16 protein-coding genes are annotated in these 16055 nt (G+C 70.6%); 12 read left to right on the forward strand and 4 right to left on the reverse strand.

All coding sequences use genetic code 11. The features are described from left to right. The first annotated feature begins 34 nt into the window (after positions 1–34). Positions 35–451, forward strand: coding sequence for a DUF4148 domain-containing protein (locus ACXJLU_RS10630; RefSeq protein ID WP_457330602.1), 417 nt, complete (start codon positions 35–37; stop codon positions 449–451). 39 nt (positions 452–490) lie between these two features. Here ACXJLU_RS10630 and ACXJLU_RS10635 read toward each other — a convergent pair whose 3' ends face one another. After that, positions 491–991 carry an META domain-containing protein gene (locus tag ACXJLU_RS10635; protein WP_457330604.1) on the reverse strand — a complete coding sequence of 167 codons (501 nt, stop codon included), beginning with the start codon at positions 989–991 and terminating at the stop codon, positions 491–493. Positions 992–1059: 68 nt separating this feature from the next. On the opposite strand from ACXJLU_RS10635, the gene ACXJLU_RS10640 reads away from it, so the two are divergent. Beyond that, entirely contained in the window at positions 1060–2688 is a 1629-nt protein-coding gene (locus tag ACXJLU_RS10640) for an FMN-binding glutamate synthase family protein (RefSeq protein ID WP_457330606.1), read from the forward strand. Between the two features lie 44 nt (positions 2689–2732). Beyond that, the gene (locus ACXJLU_RS10645; protein WP_159445398.1) at positions 2733–3437 is read left to right on the forward strand and encodes a LuxR C-terminal-related transcriptional regulator; all 705 of its coding nucleotides are present in this window, start codon (positions 2733–2735) and stop codon (positions 3435–3437) included. A gap of 75 nt (positions 3438–3512) precedes the next feature. Here the strand turns inward: ACXJLU_RS10645 and ACXJLU_RS10650 are convergent, their stop codons facing one another. Continuing rightward, positions 3513–4130, reverse strand: a complete 618-nt coding sequence (locus ACXJLU_RS10650; protein WP_457330608.1) for a glutathione S-transferase N-terminal domain-containing protein — start codon at positions 4128–4130, stop codon at positions 3513–3515. 148 nt (positions 4131–4278) lie between these two features. Between ACXJLU_RS10650 and ACXJLU_RS10655 the strand changes: the two genes are divergently transcribed. Beyond that, positions 4279–5571: a YjgN family protein gene (locus ACXJLU_RS10655; RefSeq protein ID WP_457330610.1), complete on the forward strand. Its 1293-nt coding sequence runs from the start codon at positions 4279–4281 to the stop codon at positions 5569–5571. Next, positions 5568–6635 carry a M48 family metallopeptidase gene (locus ACXJLU_RS10660; RefSeq protein ID WP_457330612.1) on the forward strand — a complete coding sequence of 356 codons (1068 nt, stop codon included), beginning with the start codon at positions 5568–5570 and terminating at the stop codon, positions 6633–6635. The genes ACXJLU_RS10655 and ACXJLU_RS10660 overlap by 4 nt, the downstream gene beginning before the upstream one ends. Positions 6636–6642: 7 nt before the next feature. Here ACXJLU_RS10660 and ACXJLU_RS10665 read toward each other — a convergent pair whose 3' ends face one another. Next, positions 6643–7950 (reverse strand): amidohydrolase family protein, encoded by a 1308-nt coding sequence (locus ACXJLU_RS10665; RefSeq protein ID WP_457330614.1) that lies wholly within the window; start codon positions 7948–7950, stop codon positions 6643–6645. Positions 7951–8006: 56 nt separating this feature from the next. On the opposite strand from ACXJLU_RS10665, the gene atpE reads away from it, so the two are divergent. Then, positions 8007–8258, forward strand: a complete 252-nt coding sequence (gene atpE, locus ACXJLU_RS10670) for a F0F1 ATP synthase subunit C (RefSeq protein ID WP_073468335.1) — start codon at positions 8007–8009, stop codon at positions 8256–8258. A gap of 4 nt (positions 8259–8262) precedes the next feature. Here the strand turns inward: atpE and ACXJLU_RS10675 are convergent, their stop codons facing one another. After that, complete coding sequence (locus tag ACXJLU_RS10675; protein WP_457330616.1) at positions 8263–8730, reverse strand: hypothetical protein; 468 nt, start codon at positions 8728–8730, stop codon at positions 8263–8265. Positions 8731–8879: 149 nt separating this feature from the next. Here ACXJLU_RS10675 and ACXJLU_RS10680 point away from each other — a divergent pair, with 149 nt between their 5' ends. The 6 genes from ACXJLU_RS10680 to ACXJLU_RS10705 all read left to right on the forward strand — a co-directional run. Continuing rightward, entirely contained in the window at positions 8880–10184 is a 1305-nt protein-coding gene (locus tag ACXJLU_RS10680; RefSeq protein ID WP_457330618.1) for an efflux RND transporter periplasmic adaptor subunit, read from the forward strand. A gap of 35 nt (positions 10185–10219) precedes the next feature. Further along, positions 10220–10927, forward strand: coding sequence for an ABC transporter ATP-binding protein (locus ACXJLU_RS10685; protein WP_457330620.1), 708 nt, complete (start codon positions 10220–10222; stop codon positions 10925–10927). 1 nt (position 10928) lies between these two features. Further along, the gene (locus ACXJLU_RS10690) at positions 10929–12221 is read left to right on the forward strand and encodes a TolC family outer membrane protein (protein ID WP_457330622.1); all 1293 of its coding nucleotides are present in this window, start codon (positions 10929–10931) and stop codon (positions 12219–12221) included. 11 nt (positions 12222–12232) lie between these two features. Continuing rightward, a complete protein-coding gene (locus tag ACXJLU_RS10695) occupies positions 12233–13537 on the forward strand; it encodes an ABC transporter permease (RefSeq protein WP_457330624.1) in 1305 nt (434 codons plus the stop codon). Between the two features lie 25 nt (positions 13538–13562). Next, entirely contained in the window at positions 13563–14780 is a 1218-nt protein-coding gene (locus tag ACXJLU_RS10700) for an ABC transporter permease (RefSeq protein ID WP_457330626.1), read from the forward strand. A 47-nt stretch (positions 14781–14827) separates the two neighbouring features. Then, positions 14828–16055, forward strand: a 1228-nt coding sequence (locus tag ACXJLU_RS10705; RefSeq protein ID WP_457330628.1) for a sigma-54-dependent transcriptional regulator, incomplete at its 3' end; no start/stop codon positions are given.

Below are 16055 nucleotides of genomic sequence, written 5' to 3' on the forward strand. Positions count from 1 at the left end.
ATGGGATCACTCCATCCACCGGAAAGGGATCACCATGACCCACAAGATGCTTTTGCTCTCCGCGCTGCTGGCCGGCGCTTTCGGTTCGCAGACCGTGCTGGCCCAGACCACCACCGAGGACCCGTCCGCGCCGAAGACACGTGAGCAGGTCAAGGCCGAAACCAGGGATGCCGCCGCCGCCGGCAAGAAGGTGCCGATCGGCGAGCAGCACAACAACAAGCGCAAGCCCGTCACGTCGGAAACGACCCGCGAGCAGGTCAAGGCGGACACCAAGGCCGCGAAGGCCATGGGCGAGATGAAGACCTCGGAAGGCGACCTGAACAAGATGCCGCCGCCGGCCGCCGGCTCGCCCCCGCCGGCCGACCGGGCCGATGTCAAGGCCGAAACGAAGCGCGCAATGAAGAACGGCGAGATCGAGCGCAGCGAAGAATCGGGCAAGCCGAAGAAGTAAGCCCGCGCAGCATGTGCCAGTGAGCAGGCCGGTGGCGCTTCAGGGCGCTGCCGGCTTCAGCTTGCCCGTCTTTTTCGGGGCCTCTTTGACGGCCTCTTTCGGTGCCGGCGCACTCCACGTCGCCCGCACCACCTCGCCCTGCAACAGGCTGAGCGTGCGGTTCTCGACGCGGTAGCCGTCGATCTCGCGCAGCATCTTCAGCACCGCCTGTTCCTGCTTCATCGCCGGTTCGGCGCAGGCCGCGCGCGTCGTGCCCAGCGGCGACAGCGTCAGCAGCGTGCCGCGCTGCACGAAGCGGCCCATCAGGCGGTTGCAGCCGGTGTGGCCGCTCAGGTGCTGCGACGCGGCGTCGAGCGTCAGTTGCACCGGCGTGCCGCCGGCCACCTGGGCCTGCGCCTCGCCGCCCAGCGTCTGCAGCGTCCAGCGGGTGCCCGCGAGCGTGGCGTTCAGGTCGGGCAGCGCGTCGGCCGCGGCTGCGATGGCGACGGCGCTGCACAGCACGGTGCCGCACAGCGCGCGGCGAAACAGGGATGGGGTCATCGGGCAAGCATACAGTCACCGCCCCAAGGCGAGCGACTACCATCGCGCGACCACGAGGAGGCTCCCCGATGCAAGACTGGCTGCTGCGGCTGAACCGCTATTTCCCGATCCGCTACAGCGTCTGGCTGGCGTGCGCGGTCGGGCTGCTGCTCAGCGCCTTCACGCTGGTGGCCTTCCATGTCGGGCTGGTGTATGTGCTGCTCTTCACGCTGCTGCTCGCGGTGGGCGCGCGCGACGTGATGCAGACCCGGCATTCGGTGCTGCGCAACTACCCGGTGATCGGGCACCTGCGTTTCCTGCTGGAGTTCATCCGGCCCGAGATGCGGCAGTACTTCATCGAGGGCGACAACGAGGCCGCGCCGTTCTCGCGCCAGCAGCGCTCGCTGGTCTACCAGCGGGCGAAGAACGACTCCGACAAGCGCCCCTTCGGCACGCAGATGGACGTCGGCGCGCTGGGCTACGAATGGATCAACCATTCGCTGGTGCCGACCGAGCTGCCGACGCACGACTTCCGCGTGATGATCGGCGCGACCCGCGCGCAGCCCTATTCGGCCAGCGTCTTCAACATCTCGGCGATGAGCTTCGGCGCGCTGTCGGCGAATGCCATCCTGGCGCTGAACGCCGGCGCGAAGCGAGGCGGTTTCGCGCACGACACCGGCGAGGGCAGCATCAGCCGCCACCACCGCGAGAACGGTGGCGACCTGATCTGGGAGATCGGCTCCGGCTACTTCGGTTGCCGCAATGACGACGGCAGCTTCAACGAGCAGCGCTTCGCCGACAACGCGACCCAGCCGCAGGTGCGGATGATCGAGCTGAAGCTGAGCCAGGGCGCGAAGCCAGGCCATGGTGGCGTGCTGCCCGGCCCGAAGGTGACGCCCGAGATCGCCGAGGCGCGCGGCGTCGCGACCTGGGTCGACTGCATCTCGCCGGCGCGCCACAGCGCCTTCGACACGCCGGTCGAGATGATGCATTTCATCGAGCGCCTGCGCACGCTGTCGGGCGGCAAGCCGACCGGTTTCAAGCTGTGCATCGGCCACCCGTGGGAGTGGTTCGCGCTCGCGAAGGCGATGCTCGTGACCGGCATCACGCCGGACTTCATCGTCGTCGACGGGGCCGAGGGCGGCACCGGTGCGGCGCCGCTGGAGTTCACCGACCACGTCGGTGCGCCGCTGCAGGAGGGGCTGCTGCTGGTGCACAACACGCTGGTCGGGCTGAACCTGCGCGACCAGGTGAAGCTCGGCTGTGCCGGCAAGGTGGTCAGCGCGTTCGACATCGCGCGGATGATGGCCTTGGGGGCCGACTGGTGCAACGCGGCGCGCGGCTTCATGTTCGCGCTCGGCTGCATCCAGGCGCAGGCCTGCCACACCGGCAACTGCCCGACGGGGGTCAGCACGCAGGATCCGCAGCGCCAGCGCGCGCTGGTGGTGCCGACCAAGTCCGAGCGCGTCTTCCACTACCACCAGAACACGCTGCGCGCGCTGAAGGAGCTGGTGCAGGCGGCGGGGCTGACGCACCCGGGCGGGATCACCGCGTCGCACATCGTGCGGCGCTCGGCGGACCACGAGGTGAAGCTGTTGGCGAACCTGCTGCCGTTCCTGAAGCCGGGGTCGCTGCTCGACGGCAGCGGGCCGGCGCACAACGTGTTCAGGCTGTACTGGCCGATGGCGCAGGCGCACAGTTTTGCGATGACCCCTTGAGTGACCCCCTGAGTTGAGGGGGGTAGTGCCCCGGGGTCATGGGGATGCACCGAAAAGTGGCGCATCGAAGAATGGACGATCTTCGTGCCCGACCATTTTCCATGCAGTCCCTCGTCCTTCTCCAGCGCGATCACGAGGCCAGCCCTCACCTGGCTGCGCTGATCGCCGCCACCCCGGGTTTCCGGGTGGTTGGCACGGTTCACACGGTCGACGAGGCGCGTCCGCTGATCGCGCGAACCGACCCCGACATCCTGGTGACCGACCTGCGGGTGCAGGACGGCCCGGTCGACGGCTTGCTGGGCGACCTGCGCCAGGGTGGGCGGGCGACGCGCCCGCAGGTGCTGGTGACGCTGATGTCACATGACGACACGGTGCTGCTGCAGGCGCTAAGGGCCGGTGCCGACGGCTACTGGGTGCACGCCAATTCGCCCGAGGCGCTGATCAGCGGGTTGCAGGAGGTGGCGCGCGGCGAATCGCCGATGACGCCGAACATTGCGCGCCAGGTGCTGTCGCATTTCGAGGCGCCGCCGCGCTACCTGCTGGCCGACACGATGACCGAGGCGCTGAACCCGCTGGTGCTGACGGGCATGGAGCGGCAGATCCTGCAGTGGCTGGCGCAGGGCTACCTGATCGACGAGATTGCGCAGCAGTGGCATGCGAGTGTGCATACGGTTGCTTGTGGCATCCGCCGGGTTTATCAGAAGCTGCAGTTCGATATTCGGGCGAATGGGTTGTCGCTCACTGCGTGAGGGCTGGGTTCTGTTCACTGCGTGAGGCTGCTGCCGGGGCGAGACCCGGCAGCAGCCTCACGCAGTGAACGGAAATCACCCCCGAGGCGGCGCCGTGTCGATGAAACTCTGCCGAAGCGCCAGCTTCTCGTAGAGCTTCGCAAGATTGGGATAGCTGCTGCGCCAATCGATGTGCGCGAACCGGAAGTCGAGGTACCCCAGCGCGCAGCCGGTCGCGATATCGGCCAGCGTGAAATGCGTCCCCGAGCACCAGGCCTTGTCCCCCAGCCCCTGGCTCATCGCGGCCAGGCAGGCATGCACCTTGTCCATCTGCCGGCTGACCCAGGCCGCGCTGCGCTGGCCTTCGCTGCGGCCGGCCCAGGTCTGCTCCAGGCGGGCCAGGATCGCGGCGTCCTGCAGGCCGTCGCCCAGCGCCTCCCAGGTGCGCACCTCGGTGCGCTCGCGGCCGGTCTCGGGGATCAGCTTGCCCACCGGCGAACGGGTGTCGATGTACTCGACGATCACGCGCGAGTCGAACACCGCCTCGCCGCCTTCCATCACCAGCACCGGCACCTTGCCCAGCGGGTTGGACTTCATGATCGTGTCGCGCGCCCACACGTCTTCCAGCTCGAACTGGTAGTCGAGCTTCTTTTCCGCCATCACGATGCGCACCTTGCGCACATAGGGGCTTGCGAGCGAGCCGATGAGTTTCATGTGTGGGTGTCCCTGGAGTGAAATCGATTCTAGCGAAGGGTGCGCTCCCCGATGGCCTCGAACAGGGGAGTATGGCGGCGGCAAAGCACGGTGTTAAAGTTTTCGCGAGGGAGAACGCCGCCCATCCACAGGGCACGGCGCACACGACATGACCACGCCACACGACGGATTCACCGCGCCCGACGGTGACCAGCCGGCCCAGAGCGCCAGCATCGACAGCGCCGGCCTGGACGGCGTCGTCTCGACGCTCGACGCCACGCTGCCACCAGCGACCATCTCTTCCGGCTTCGACAACAGCACGCTCAACGAGCGCCTGCCGATCCGCTTCACCGGCTCCGGCAGCGAATACTTCCGGATCTGGATCGTCAACCTGCTGCTGACGCTGGTCACCGCCGGGCTCTACTTCCCGTGGGCCAAGGTGCGGCGGCTGCGCTACTTCTACGGCAACACGCTGGTCGCCGGCCAGCCGCTGGGCTTCCACGGCGACCCGAAGAAGATGCTGCGCGGCTACCTGCTGGTCGCGCTGCTCGGCGGGCTGTACTCGGCGGCCGGCAGTTTCTCGCCGGTGGCCGGGCTGGTCGCCTTCGTGATCGTCGCGCTGCTGTGGCCGGCACTGTTCAAGTCGTCGCTGCAGTTCCGGCTCGCCAACACCAGCTGGCGCGGGCTGCGTTTCCGCTTCACCGGCAGCGTCGGCGGCGCCTACCGCGCACTGCTGCCGGTGTTCGCGCCCAGCGCGGTGCTGCTGGTGGTCCTGCTCGCGGTGCCCGACCCGACCCACCCGCCCGGCTGGTATGGTCCGGCCTTCGGCGCGGTGATGGGCGTCACGCTGCTGGCGATGCCGTTGCTGATGTGGAACCTGAAGAAATACCAGCACGACCACTATGCGTTCGCGCAACTGCAGACCGAGCTGCGCGCCGGCCCTGGCGCGTTCTACGGGCTGTGCCTGAAGAGCTTCGGCGTCTGGCTGCTGTCCGGCCTCGGGGTCGGCCTCGTCCTGTTCGGCGTGTTCACCGTGATCGGTTCCAGCCTGGCGGGCTGGATGCGCAACCGAGGCGGAGCCGGCAGCGTCGCGGTGACGGTCTTCAGCGTCGTCGTCATCCTGGCGCTGACGCTGCTGATGCAGGTCTTCGCCCGCCCGTACTTCACGTCACGCTTCCAGAACCTGCTGTGGTCGCGCACCGGCAACAAGCACCTGCGCTTCAAGAGCGAGCTGCGCTTCGGGCCGCTGCTGCGCACGACGCTGCTGAACTGGCTGCTCATGGTCGTGACGCTCGGCCTCTACTGGCCGTTCGCGCGCGTCGCGCTGACGCGACTGCGGCTCGAATCGGTCGGCATCGTCAGCCGCACCCACCTCGATGCGCTGGTCGCGCAGGCCGGGCATGAGGGCGATGCCGCCGGCGACGCGGCCGGCGATTTCTTCGGCATCGACGTCGGGCTGTGAACGCCCCGTCCGGTCCCCCCGCCGCCCCCGCGCTCGAGGTCGACTTCTTCGACGGTCGCAGCGCGCGCAGCCACCGGGTGCGCATCCACGTGAGCGGCGAGCGGCTGCTGATCGCCGGCGACGGCATCGCGCGCAGCGTGCCGCTGGCCGAGGTGCAATGGCCGGAGCGCACCCGCCACGGCGCGCGCGTCGCGCACCTGAAGGATGGCGGTGCGCTGCACTGCTCCGAGGCCACCGCCTGGGACGCCTGGGCGCGCGCCAGCGGCCGCGGCGAGACGCTGGTCGTGAAGGCGCAGCAAAGCTGGCGTTGGGTCGGTGGCATCGTCGCGGCGCTGGTGCTGCTGCTGGCCGCCGGCTACCTGTGGGGCTTGCCGTGGGCCGCGCGCGCGGTCGTCGCGGTGCTGCCGCAGTCGGTCGACCGCGAGATCGGCAACGCCGCGATGAAATCGGTGGACGGCCAGTTGGTGCAGGCCAGCGAACTGCCGGCGGCGCAGCAGGCCAGGTTGCGCGCCGCGTTCGACCGCGCGGTCGAACAGGCCTGGCCGCAGGGGGCGCCGCCGCACGAGCTGCTGTTCCGCCGCGGCAAGGACAAGTCGCTGGGCCCGAACGCGTTCGCGCTGCCCGGCGGCACGATGGTGCTGACCGACGAGCTGGTCGCGCTGGTCGATGGCGACGAGGCGGTGATCCTCGGCGTGCTCGGCCATGAACTGGGCCATGTGCGCCACCGCCACGGGCTGCGCATGCTGGTGCAGGCGACCGCGCTCGGCGTGGTGACGAGCGTGGTGGTCGGCGACTTCAGCAGCCTGCTGGCTGGCGTGCCGCTGGTGCTCGGGCAGGCCGGCTATGCGCGCGATGCCGAGCGCGAGGCCGATGCCGACAGCGTGCACCTGATGAAGGCCGCCGGCATCTCGCCCGACGCGATGGTGCGCTTCTTCGAGAAGATCGCCGACGAGCGCCGCAAGCGGTCGGATGGCGGTGAGCCGAGCTGGCTCGGCATCGCGATCGCGTCGCACCCGGCGGACGACGACCGGATCCGCTACTTCCGCGAGGCCGCAGGCCGCTAGAAAAAGTTCAGCGCTGCAGCGTCCAGTCGACGCTGCCCGGCCGCCCCGGCAGCGACAGCGTCGCGGTGGCCGCCGGTGTCCGTGCGACGACCTGCCCGGCGCGCACCACCGCGAGCCGCGCCGCGCGCAGCCGGATCGCCTCGACCGGGTCGCGCGCCTGCAGCAGCACGAAATCCGCTTTCGCGCCCACGGCCACCCCGTAGCCGTCGAGCCCGAGGATCTTCGCGCTGTTGACGGTGACGGCATCGAAGCAGGCCCGCATCTGCGCCTGCGAGGTCATCTGCGCGACGTGCAGGCCCATCTGCGCGACCTCCAGCATGTCGGCGCTGCCCGACGAGTACCACGGGTCCATCACGCAGTCGTGGCCGAAGCCGACGTTGACGCCGGCGGCCATCAGCTCCGGCACGCGCGTCATGCCGCGGCGCTTCGGGTAGCTGTCGTGGCGGCCCTGCAGCGTGATGTTGATCAGCGGGTTGGCGACCCCATGCACCTGCGCCTCGGCGATCAGCGGCAGCAGCTTGCTGACGTAGTAGTTGTCCATCGAATGCATCGAGGTCAGGTGCGAGCCGGTGACGCGGCCGTGCAGCCCGAGCCGCTGTGTGTGGAACGCGAGCGTCTCGATGTGGCGCGACAGCGGGTCGTCGCTCTCGTCGCAGTGCATGTCGACGCGCAGCCCGCGCTCGGCGGCCAGCTCGCACAGCAGGCGCACGCTCTCGGCGCCGTCGGCCATCGTGCGCTCGAAGTGCGGGATGCCGCCGACCACGTCGACGCCCCGGTCGAGCGCGCGTTTGAGGTTCCCGAGCGCGGTCGGCGAGCGCAGCACGCCGTCCTGCGGGAACGCGACGAGCTGCAGGTCGAGGTACGGCTTCACCATCTGCTTGACGTGCAGCAGCGCATCGACCGCGAGCAGCCGGTCGTCGCACACGTCGACGTGCGAGCGCACCGCGAGCAGCCCCTTGGCCACTGCCCAGTCGCAGTACTGCAACGCGCGCTCGACCAGCGCCTCCTGCGTCAGCAGCGGCTTCAGCTCACCCCACAGCGCGATGCCTTCGAGCAGCGTGCCGCTCTGGTTGACGCGCGGCAGGCCGTGGCTGAGCGTGGCGTCCATGTGGAAATGGGCGTCGACGAAGGGCGGCGACAGCAGCCAGCCCTGGCCGTCGAGCAGCGTCGCGCCCTCGGGCAGCGGCAGCTGGGGGCCGATGGCCTCGATGCGGCCGTCGCGCGCGAGCACATCGTGGCCGCGGCGGCCGTCGGGCAGGGTGACGTTGCGAACGAACAGCATCGGGTTCTCCATGGGCATGACCTCGGAGGTCATGGACTGCAGGGGGTCAGGCGGCGAGCATGCAGCCATGTCCAACCGAAGGAGCATTCATGAATGATGCCAGCACCCTCAACCTCGTCCCGCTGGCCGTCGGCCACATGATCGGCCTCGGCGCGATCGGCTCCTGCCTGGGGGTCGGCGTGCTGGCCAGCAAGTACCTCGAAGCGTCGGCACGCCAGCCCGAGCTGATGGAGCCGCTGCAGCAGAAGGTGTTCCTGCTGGTCGGCGTACTCGACGGCGCGTTCATCATCGCGACCGGCATCGGCCTGTGGTTCGCGACCGCCAACCCGTTCAAGGGCTGAGCGTTCAGCCGGCAGGCGGTTCGTAGCGCGCGGGCATCTCGACGCCCGGCCGCTCGTCGTCCCAGGCCATTGCGCTGATGCGCCAGCCGACCGGGGTCGAGACGAACTGCGTCGAGATCACGCCGCGCGCCGCGAAGGCCTGGCCGTTCAGCGTGCCGGCCTTCGCGTAGGTGCTCATCCGGTGCGCCACCTGGCCGAACACCTCGGTGATCTCGGCCAGCTCGGTTTCGCGGAACGCCGTCAGCTCGCCGGCTTCCACCGAGCGCTGGCGCGGCGCGATGAACTGCGCGACGGTCGTCACCTCGGGCGCCGGCCCGAGGTTGCGGATCAGCAGGCCGCCGTCGATGAACAGGTCGTGCAACCGCTCGTACGGCGGGCGCCCGCCGGGCTCGAAGGACACGGCGTCGAAGAAGGCCTGGGTCAGCGTGGCCAGCGCATCGTGCGTGGCCGCGGTGGTGGGTGCGGTCGTCATGGCGGCAGATTGTCGACGCGCTGTCCGTTGTCCGTCCGGTGAGTGTCCGCGGACACGTCGGCGCCAGGGGCAATCCGCGCCAAGCCCTTGATTCAGCGGTACTTTCACCGGCAGCCCGCGCGGGCACGGGCGTTGCAATGAAGCAGCCCATGAACGCTGCGAACGACGCTCCCGTGATCCGCGACACCTCGGCCCAGGACCAGCCGCTGCCGAAGCGCCGGATGCGGGTCGGGCCGTGGCTCGCGATCGGCGTGTCGCTCGCGGCCCTGGCGGCGATGGTGCTCTCGACGCCAACGCTGCGCCACGGCTGGTCGTCCGGCCCGTCGGTCTCGGCCTCGCGCCTGCTGATCGCGACGGTGCAGCGTGGCCCGTTCGTGCGCGACATCGCGGCCGAAGGCAAGGTGGTGGCGGCAGTCAGCCCGACGCTGTATGCCGCCGGTGGCGGTGCCGCGACGCTGAAGGTGCATGCCGGCGACCGCGTCGCGCGCGGCCAGGTGCTGGCGCTGATCGACAGCCCCGATCTGGCCGCGAAGCTCGCGCAGGAGTTGTCGAACGCCGACGCGATGAAGGCCGACGTGCTGCGCGCCGATGTCGAGGCGCGGCAGCAGCGCGGCGCGCTGCAGGCGGCCTTCGATTCGGCGCGCATCGACCACAGCAGCGCGCAGAACGACCTGGCGCGCCAGCAGAAGGCGTTCGATGCCGGCGCGGTGTCGGGCATGCAGGTCGAGCATGCGCGCGACACGCTGCAGAAGGCGCGCATCGCGCTCGAGCATGCCGAGGCCGGCCTGAAGCTGAAGGACGACAGCCTGAAGTTCGACGTGCAGGCCAGGCAGCTCGCGCACGCGCGCCAGCTGCTGATGGTGAAGGACCTGCAGCGCCAGGTCGAGAGCCTGACCGTGCGCTCGCCGGTCGAGGGCCAGGTCGGCCAACTGTTCATCGCCGAGCATGCGAACGTCGCGAAGGATGCGCAGCTGCTGTCGGTGATCGACCTGTCGGCGTTGGAGGTGCAGATGCAGGTGGCCGAGAGCTTCGCGCGCGACCTGGGTGTCGGCATGCCGGGCGAGATCAGCGGCAACGGCCACACCTGGCGCGCGGCGGTCAGCGCGGTGTCGCCCGAGGTCGTCAACAACGAGGTCGCGGCGCGGCTGCGCTTCAGCGGTGGTGCCACCGAGCAGCCGAGCCAGCTGCGCCAGAACCAGCGCCTGGCGGTGCGCGTGCTGCTGGACAAGCGCGACGACGTGCTGGCGGTGCAGCGCGGCAGCTTCATCGACGAGGCCGGTGGCGCGCACGCCTATGTGCTGCGCGACGGTATCGCCGTCAAGACGCCGATCCGTGTCGGCGCGCGCAGTCTCGACAAGGTCGAGATCCTCGGCGGCCTCGACGTCGGCGACCGGGTGGTGGTGTCCGGCGCCGAGCTGTTCCAGGGCGCCGAGCACGTTGCCGTCAGCCAGTGACCCTCCCCATTGAACACTGACATCGAAGGACTCCCATGCTCAAGATGACCGGCCTGTCCAAGGTCTACCGCACCGAAGTGATCGAGACCCATGCGCTGCGAGCGTTCAACCTCGAGGTGAAGGAGGGCGAGTTCGTTGCGGTGACCGGCCCGTCGGGCTCGGGCAAGACGACCTTCCTGACGATCGCCGGCTTGCTGGAGGCGGCGACCGGCGGCAGCTACCTGCTCGATGGCGTCGAGGTGGGCCAGCTGGACGACAACGCCCGTTCGCGCATCCGCAACGAGAAGATCGGCTTCATCTTCCAGGCCTTCAACCTGATCCCGGACCTGAACATCGCCGACAACGTCGAGGTGCCGCTGCGCTACCGCGGCATGAAGGCCGACGAGCGCCGTCGCCGCGTGCGGGATGCGCTGGAGCGGGTCGGGCTGGCAGCACGCGAACGGCACTATCCGGCGGAGTTGTCCGGTGGCCAGCAGCAGCGGGTCGCGATCGCGCGCGCACTGGCCGGCAGCCCGCGCCTGCTGCTGGCCGACGAACCGACCGGCAACCTCGACAGCCAGATGGCGCGCAGCGTGATGGCGCTGCTGGAGGAACTGCACCGTTCGGGCGCGACGATCGTGATGGTCACGCACGATCCGCAACTGGCGGCGCGGGCGCAGCGCAACGTTCACGTCGTCGATGGGCAGGTCGTGGATGCGTCGGACGAACTTCGGCTCAGTTCTGCGAGCGAAGTGGTGGCCTGAGATGCGCCGCCGGTTCGCAGGACTCCTGCTGGCAGCCGCACCCTGGGCAGCCCAAGCCGACGACCTGCTGCAGATCTACCAGCAGGCCCGTCGCGCCGACCCCGTGCTGTCCGCCGCCGACGCCCAGCGCGGCATCGCGAAGGAAGGCGTCGTCCAGGCCCGCGCACCGCTGCTGCCGCAAGCCTCGGCTGGCCTGTCATACGACCGCGCCCAACCCACCAGCGACCCCGGCGAGCGCATCAACAGCCGCACCGCTTCCGTCACGCTGAACCAGGTGCTGGTCGACGTGGCCCGCCTGTCGCAACTGCATGTCGCGCAGTCGCAGGCCGACGCGCAGGATGACCAGGTGCGGGCCGCCGAGCAGGCCCTGTGCGCCCGCGTCGCCCGCGCGTATTTCGACGTGCTCACCGCCGACGACGCGGTGCGCCAGGTCGAGGCCAACGAGGATGCGTTCCGCCAGCAGGTCGAGCAGTCCGACCAGCGCTTCCGCAACGGCCTGTCGGCGCAGGTCGACGTCGAGCAGGCGCGGGCCTACCACGCGGCCGCGCGCGCCGCCAGCATCGATGCCCGCGAGGCGCGTGACGACGCGCGCGAGGCACTGTCCGAGATCACCGGCCAGCCCGCGCCGGCGCTGAACCGCCTGCAGGACGAGCTGCCGATGGCGCTGCCGGCACCGGCCGATCCGCAGGCCTGGGTCGACGACGCACTGCTGCACAACCCGACGCTGTCGGCGCAGCGCCATGTCGTCGATGCGGCCGGGCAGAGCATCGCCGCCGCCCGCGCCGGCCACCTGCCGACGCTCAGCGCCCATCTCGGCGTAGGCCGTGCCGCGGCTTGGCCGACGCCGGCCAGCAACACCGACGGCCGCAACGTCGCGAGCATCGGCCTGGTGCTCAACGTGCCGCTGTTCGCCGGCGGCGCCACGCAGTCCCAGCTGCGCCAGGCGTTCCACCAGCAGGATGCCGCGCGCGACGACTACGAACAGCGCCGCCGCCGCGTCGCGCGCGAGACGCTGGAGCAGTACCGCAGCGTCGCCGCCGGCATCGGCCGCATCGATGCGACGCGCGCCGGGGTCGACTCGGCCGGCCGGGCCCTGGCCTCCACCCGCATCGGCCACGAGCTCGGCACGCAGACGATGACCGACCTGCTGCTCGCGATCCAGACCCAGGCCTCGGCGCAGGCCTCGTCCTCGCAGGCGCGCCACCAGTTCGTGCTGAGCCGGCTGCTGCTGCTGCAGGCGGTCGGCCGCATCGACGAAGCCGACCTGGCCGCCGTCAACACCTTGCTGAAATAGGAGACCGCACCATGTTCGGCTACCACCTCGACCTGGCGCTGCGCAGCTTCCGGCGCAGCCCCGCGCTGACGGCCCTGATGGTGCTCGCCATCGCGCTCGGCATCGGCGCCAGCATGACCACGCTGACGGTGTTCCACGTGCTGTCCGGCGACCCGATCCCCGGCAAGAGCGACCGGCTCTTCTACGTGCAGCTCGACGCCAACGAACGCGGCGGCTCGCCGCCCGGCTCGGAACCGCTCGAACAGCTGACCCGCTTCGACGCCGAGGCCCTGCTGCGCGACAAGCGCGGCGAACGCCAGGTGATGATGACCGGCGGCTCGGTCGCGGTGCAGCCGGCGCAGAGCGACCGGCCGCCGTTCTTCGCGAGCGCCCGCTACACCACCGCCGACTTCTTCCCGATGTTCGAGACGCCGTGGCGCTACGGCCACGGCTGGGAGGCGGCCGACGACGCGGCCGGCGCGCGCGTCGCGGTGATCTCGCACGAGCTGAACCAGAAGCTGTTCGACGGCGCCGACAGCACCGGCCGCATGCTGCGCGCCGGCGACCACGACCTGCGCATCGTCGGCGTGCTCGCGCCGTGGCGCCCGGTGCCGCACTACTACGACCTGTTCGCCGGGCGCTTCGCGAAGACCGAGCAGGTGTTCACGCCGCTGTCGACCGCGCTGCAGGCCCGGCTGCCGATCGCCGGCAGCCTGACCTGCTGGGGCAACCGCACCACGCCCGATCCGCGCGCCCTCAACGCGCCCTGCGCCTGGCTGCAGTACTGGGTGCAGATGCCGTCGGCGGCCGATGCGCTGGCCTTGCGGCAGTACCTCACCGACTACTCCGAACAGCAGCGCGCGGCCGGCCGCTTCGAGCGACCGACCAACGTGCGCCTGCGCAACGTCACCGAGCGCATGGAGTTCAGGCACGTCGTGCCGGGCGACGTGCACCTGCAGCTGTGGCTCGCGTTCGGCTTCCTGCTGGTGTGCCTGACCAACACCGTCGGGCTGCTGCTCGCCAAGTGCATGCGCCGCGCGCCGGAGATCGCGGTGCGGCGCGCGCTCGGCGCCACGCGGCGCGCGATCTTCGGGCAGTTCCTGGTCGAGGCCGGCAGCATCGGCCTCGTCGGCGGCGTCCTCGGGCTCGGCCTCGCGCTGCTCGGCCTGTGGGGCGTGCGCCAGAACCCGGCCAGCTACGCGCAGCTCGCCTACCTCGACGCCCCGATGCTCGCCACCACGCTGGTGCTCGCGCTGGTGGCCAGCCTGGCCGCCGGGCTGCTGCCGGCCTGGCGCGCCTGCCAGGTGACGCCGGCGCTGCAACTCAAGTCGCAATGAGCGCGCCAGAACCAAGGAGAACCTGATGATGGACATCCGACCGATCCTGTCGACGCTGCGCCGCCACAAGACCGCCGCCGCGCTGATCGTGCTCGAGGTCGCGCTGAGCTGCGCGATCGTCAGCAACGCGCTGTTCCTGATCGGCGAGCGGCTGGAGCGCATGCAGGCGCCCACCGGGCTGGCCGAGGCCGAGCTGCTGCACATCCGGCTCAACGACATCGCCCGCCGCGACAACGGCGAGGCGCTGACCCGGCGCGACCTGGCCACGCTGCGCGCGCTGCCGGGCGTCAACGCGGCCACCAGCGTCAACCACGTGCCGTTCGGCAACGGCTCGGCCGATGCCGGCGTCAACATCTCGCCCGACCAGCCGTCGCCGACCCTCAGCGCCGCGCTCTACCTGGTCGGCGAGAACGCGCTCGCGACGCTCGGCCTGAAGCTGGTCGAGGGCCGCGATTTCCTGCCGGAGGAAGTGCAGCCGGCCTCGGCGCTGGAGCGCGAGGAGCCGAAGGTGCCGGCGGTGATCGTCGACCGCGGCACCGCGGCGCGCCTGTTCCCCGAGGGCAGCGCGATCGGCCGCTCGCTGTACGTGTTCGGGTCGTCGCCGATGCGGGTGGTCGGCGTGGTCGAGCACATGTCGATCCCGCAGCCGAACGGTCCGCGCGGCGCCTACCTGACGCTGCTGCCGGTGCAGCCGGTCTACAACGACGGCAACTACCTGGTGCGTGTCGCCGACGCGGCGCAGCGCGACCGGGTGCTGAAGGACGCGGTCGCCGCGCTGCAGGCGGTGGACAGCCAGCGCATCGTGATGGAGCGCGAGACCTTCGACGACATGCGCCACGAGTACTACCGGCAGGACCGCTGGATGGCCGCGCTGCTGGTCGCGGTGTGCATCGCGCTGCTGGTGGTCACCGCGTTCGGCATCGTCGGGCTGGCGAGCTTCTGGGTGCAGCAGCGCACGCGGATGATCGGCGTGCGGCGCGCGCTCGGCGCGTCGCGGGTGCAGATACTGCGCTACTTCCAGACCGAGAACTTCCTGCTCACGACGATGGGCATCGTGCTCGGCATGACGGCCGCGTACGGCATCAACCGGCTGCTGATGAGCCTGTACGAGCTGCCGCAACTGCCCTGGGTGTGCCTGCCGATCGGCGCGGTGACGCTGTGGGTGCTCGGCCAGGTCGCGGTGCTCGGGCCGGCACGCCGCGCCGCGGCATTGCCGCCGGTGGTGGTCATGCGAGGCGCGTAGCCCGGATGCCAATCCGGGATCCCGGCCCCACCCGCTAAGCTTGCCGAATGCGCCGCATCCTGATCATCGACGACAACCCCGCGGTCGGCCAGGCCCTGTCGCTGCTGCTGTCGCTGCACGACATCCAGGCCGAGGTCGCGCTGACCCCCGCCGACGGCCTCGCCGCGCTCGACCGCGGCCCGGTCGACGTCGTGATCCAGGACATGAACTTCAGCGCCGACACCACCTCCGGCGCCGAGGGCGCGGCGCTGTTCCGCGCGATCCGCGAGCGCCAGCCCGACCTGCCGGTGATCCTGCTGACCGCGTGGACGCGGCTCGAGGCTGCTGTCGAGCTGGTGAAGGCCGGCGCCGCCGACTACCTCGCCAAGCCCTGGGACGATGCGAAGCTGGTCGCCACCGTCGAGAACCTGCTGGAGCTGTCCGAATCGACACGCGAGGTGGCCCGCGTGCGCGACGAGCGCCGCCGCCGCCGCGAGGCACTCGCGCAGCGCCACGACCTGGGTGGCATCGTCTATGCGTCCGAGGCGATGGAGCGCACGCTGGAACTGGCCTGCCAGGTCGCGCGCTCCGACCTGCCGGTGCTGGTCAGCGGGCCCAACGGCAGCGGCAAGGAGCGCATTGCCGCCACGGTGCATGCCAACTCGGCGGTGCGCGACGGCCCGTTCGTCGCGGTCAACTGCGGCGCGCTGCCGGCCGAGCTGATCGAGGCCGAGCTGTTCGGTGCCGAGAGCGGCGCCTTCACCGGCGCCGGCAAGTCGCGCGACGGCCGCTTCGACGCGGCCGACGGCGGCACGCTGTTCCTCGACGAGATCGGCACGCTGCCGCTGCCCGGCCAGGTCAAGCTGCTGCGGGTGCTCGAGACCGGGCGCTTCGAGCGCGTCGGCTCGTCGCGCACGCGCCAGGTGCGGGTGCGCGTGATCAGCGCGACCAATGCCGACCTGAAGGCGATGGTGCGCGCCGGCAGCTTCCGCGAAGACCTGTACTACCGGCTCAACGTGATCGAGGTCGCGCTGCCGCCGCTCGCGCAGCGCCGCGACGACGTGCTGCCGCTGGCCGAGCACTTCCTGGCCGGCCGCGCGCCGCTGGGCGATGCGGCGCGCGCCCAGCTGCTCGCGCATGCCTGGCCGGGCAACGTGCGCGAACTGAAGAACGTGATCGAGCGCGCCGCACTGCTGGCGCGCGGCGGGCCGATCACGCCCGACCTGCTCGGCCTGCCGCCGGCCGAGCCCGCGATGGCGCGCAACCTCGACGAGCCGAGCCGCGACGCGGTGGTCG

This window comes from Rhizobacter sp. P5_C2 (genome assembly GCF_054049715.1).

Bases quoted from the DNA above. Each gene is read 5' to 3' on its own strand.
- ACXJLU_RS10630 (WP_457330602.1), top strand. From the start codon at position 35: ATGACCCACAAGATGCTTTTGCTCTCCGCGCTGCTGGCCGGCGCTTTC.
- ACXJLU_RS10635 (WP_457330604.1), bottom strand. From the start codon at position 991: ATGACCCCATCCCTGTTTCGCCGCGCGCTGTGCGGCACCGTGCTGTGC.
- ACXJLU_RS10640 (WP_457330606.1), top strand. From the start codon at position 1,060: ATGCAAGACTGGCTGCTGCGGCTGAACCGCTATTTCCCGATCCGCTAC.
- ACXJLU_RS10645 (WP_159445398.1), top strand. From the start codon at position 2,733: ATGCACCGAAAAGTGGCGCATCGAAGAATGGACGATCTTCGTGCCCGA.
- ACXJLU_RS10650 (WP_457330608.1), bottom strand. From the start codon at position 4,130: ATGAAACTCATCGGCTCGCTCGCAAGCCCCTATGTGCGCAAGGTGCGC.
- ACXJLU_RS10655 (WP_457330610.1), top strand. From the start codon at position 4,279: ATGACCACGCCACACGACGGATTCACCGCGCCCGACGGTGACCAGCCG.
- ACXJLU_RS10665 (WP_457330614.1), bottom strand. From the start codon at position 7,950: ATGACCTCCGAGGTCATGCCCATGGAGAACCCGATGCTGTTCGTTCGC.
- atpE (WP_073468335.1), top strand. From the start codon at position 8,007: ATGAATGATGCCAGCACCCTCAACCTCGTCCCGCTGGCCGTCGGCCAC.
- ACXJLU_RS10675 (WP_457330616.1), bottom strand. From the start codon at position 8,730: ATGACGACCGCACCCACCACCGCGGCCACGCACGATGCGCTGGCCACG.
- ACXJLU_RS10680 (WP_457330618.1), top strand. From the start codon at position 8,880: ATGAACGCTGCGAACGACGCTCCCGTGATCCGCGACACCTCGGCCCAG.
- ACXJLU_RS10685 (WP_457330620.1), top strand. From the start codon at position 10,220: ATGCTCAAGATGACCGGCCTGTCCAAGGTCTACCGCACCGAAGTGATC.
- ACXJLU_RS10690 (WP_457330622.1), top strand. From the start codon at position 10,929: ATGCGCCGCCGGTTCGCAGGACTCCTGCTGGCAGCCGCACCCTGGGCA.
- ACXJLU_RS10695 (WP_457330624.1), top strand. From the start codon at position 12,233: ATGTTCGGCTACCACCTCGACCTGGCGCTGCGCAGCTTCCGGCGCAGC.
- ACXJLU_RS10700 (WP_457330626.1), top strand. From the start codon at position 13,563: ATGATGGACATCCGACCGATCCTGTCGACGCTGCGCCGCCACAAGACC.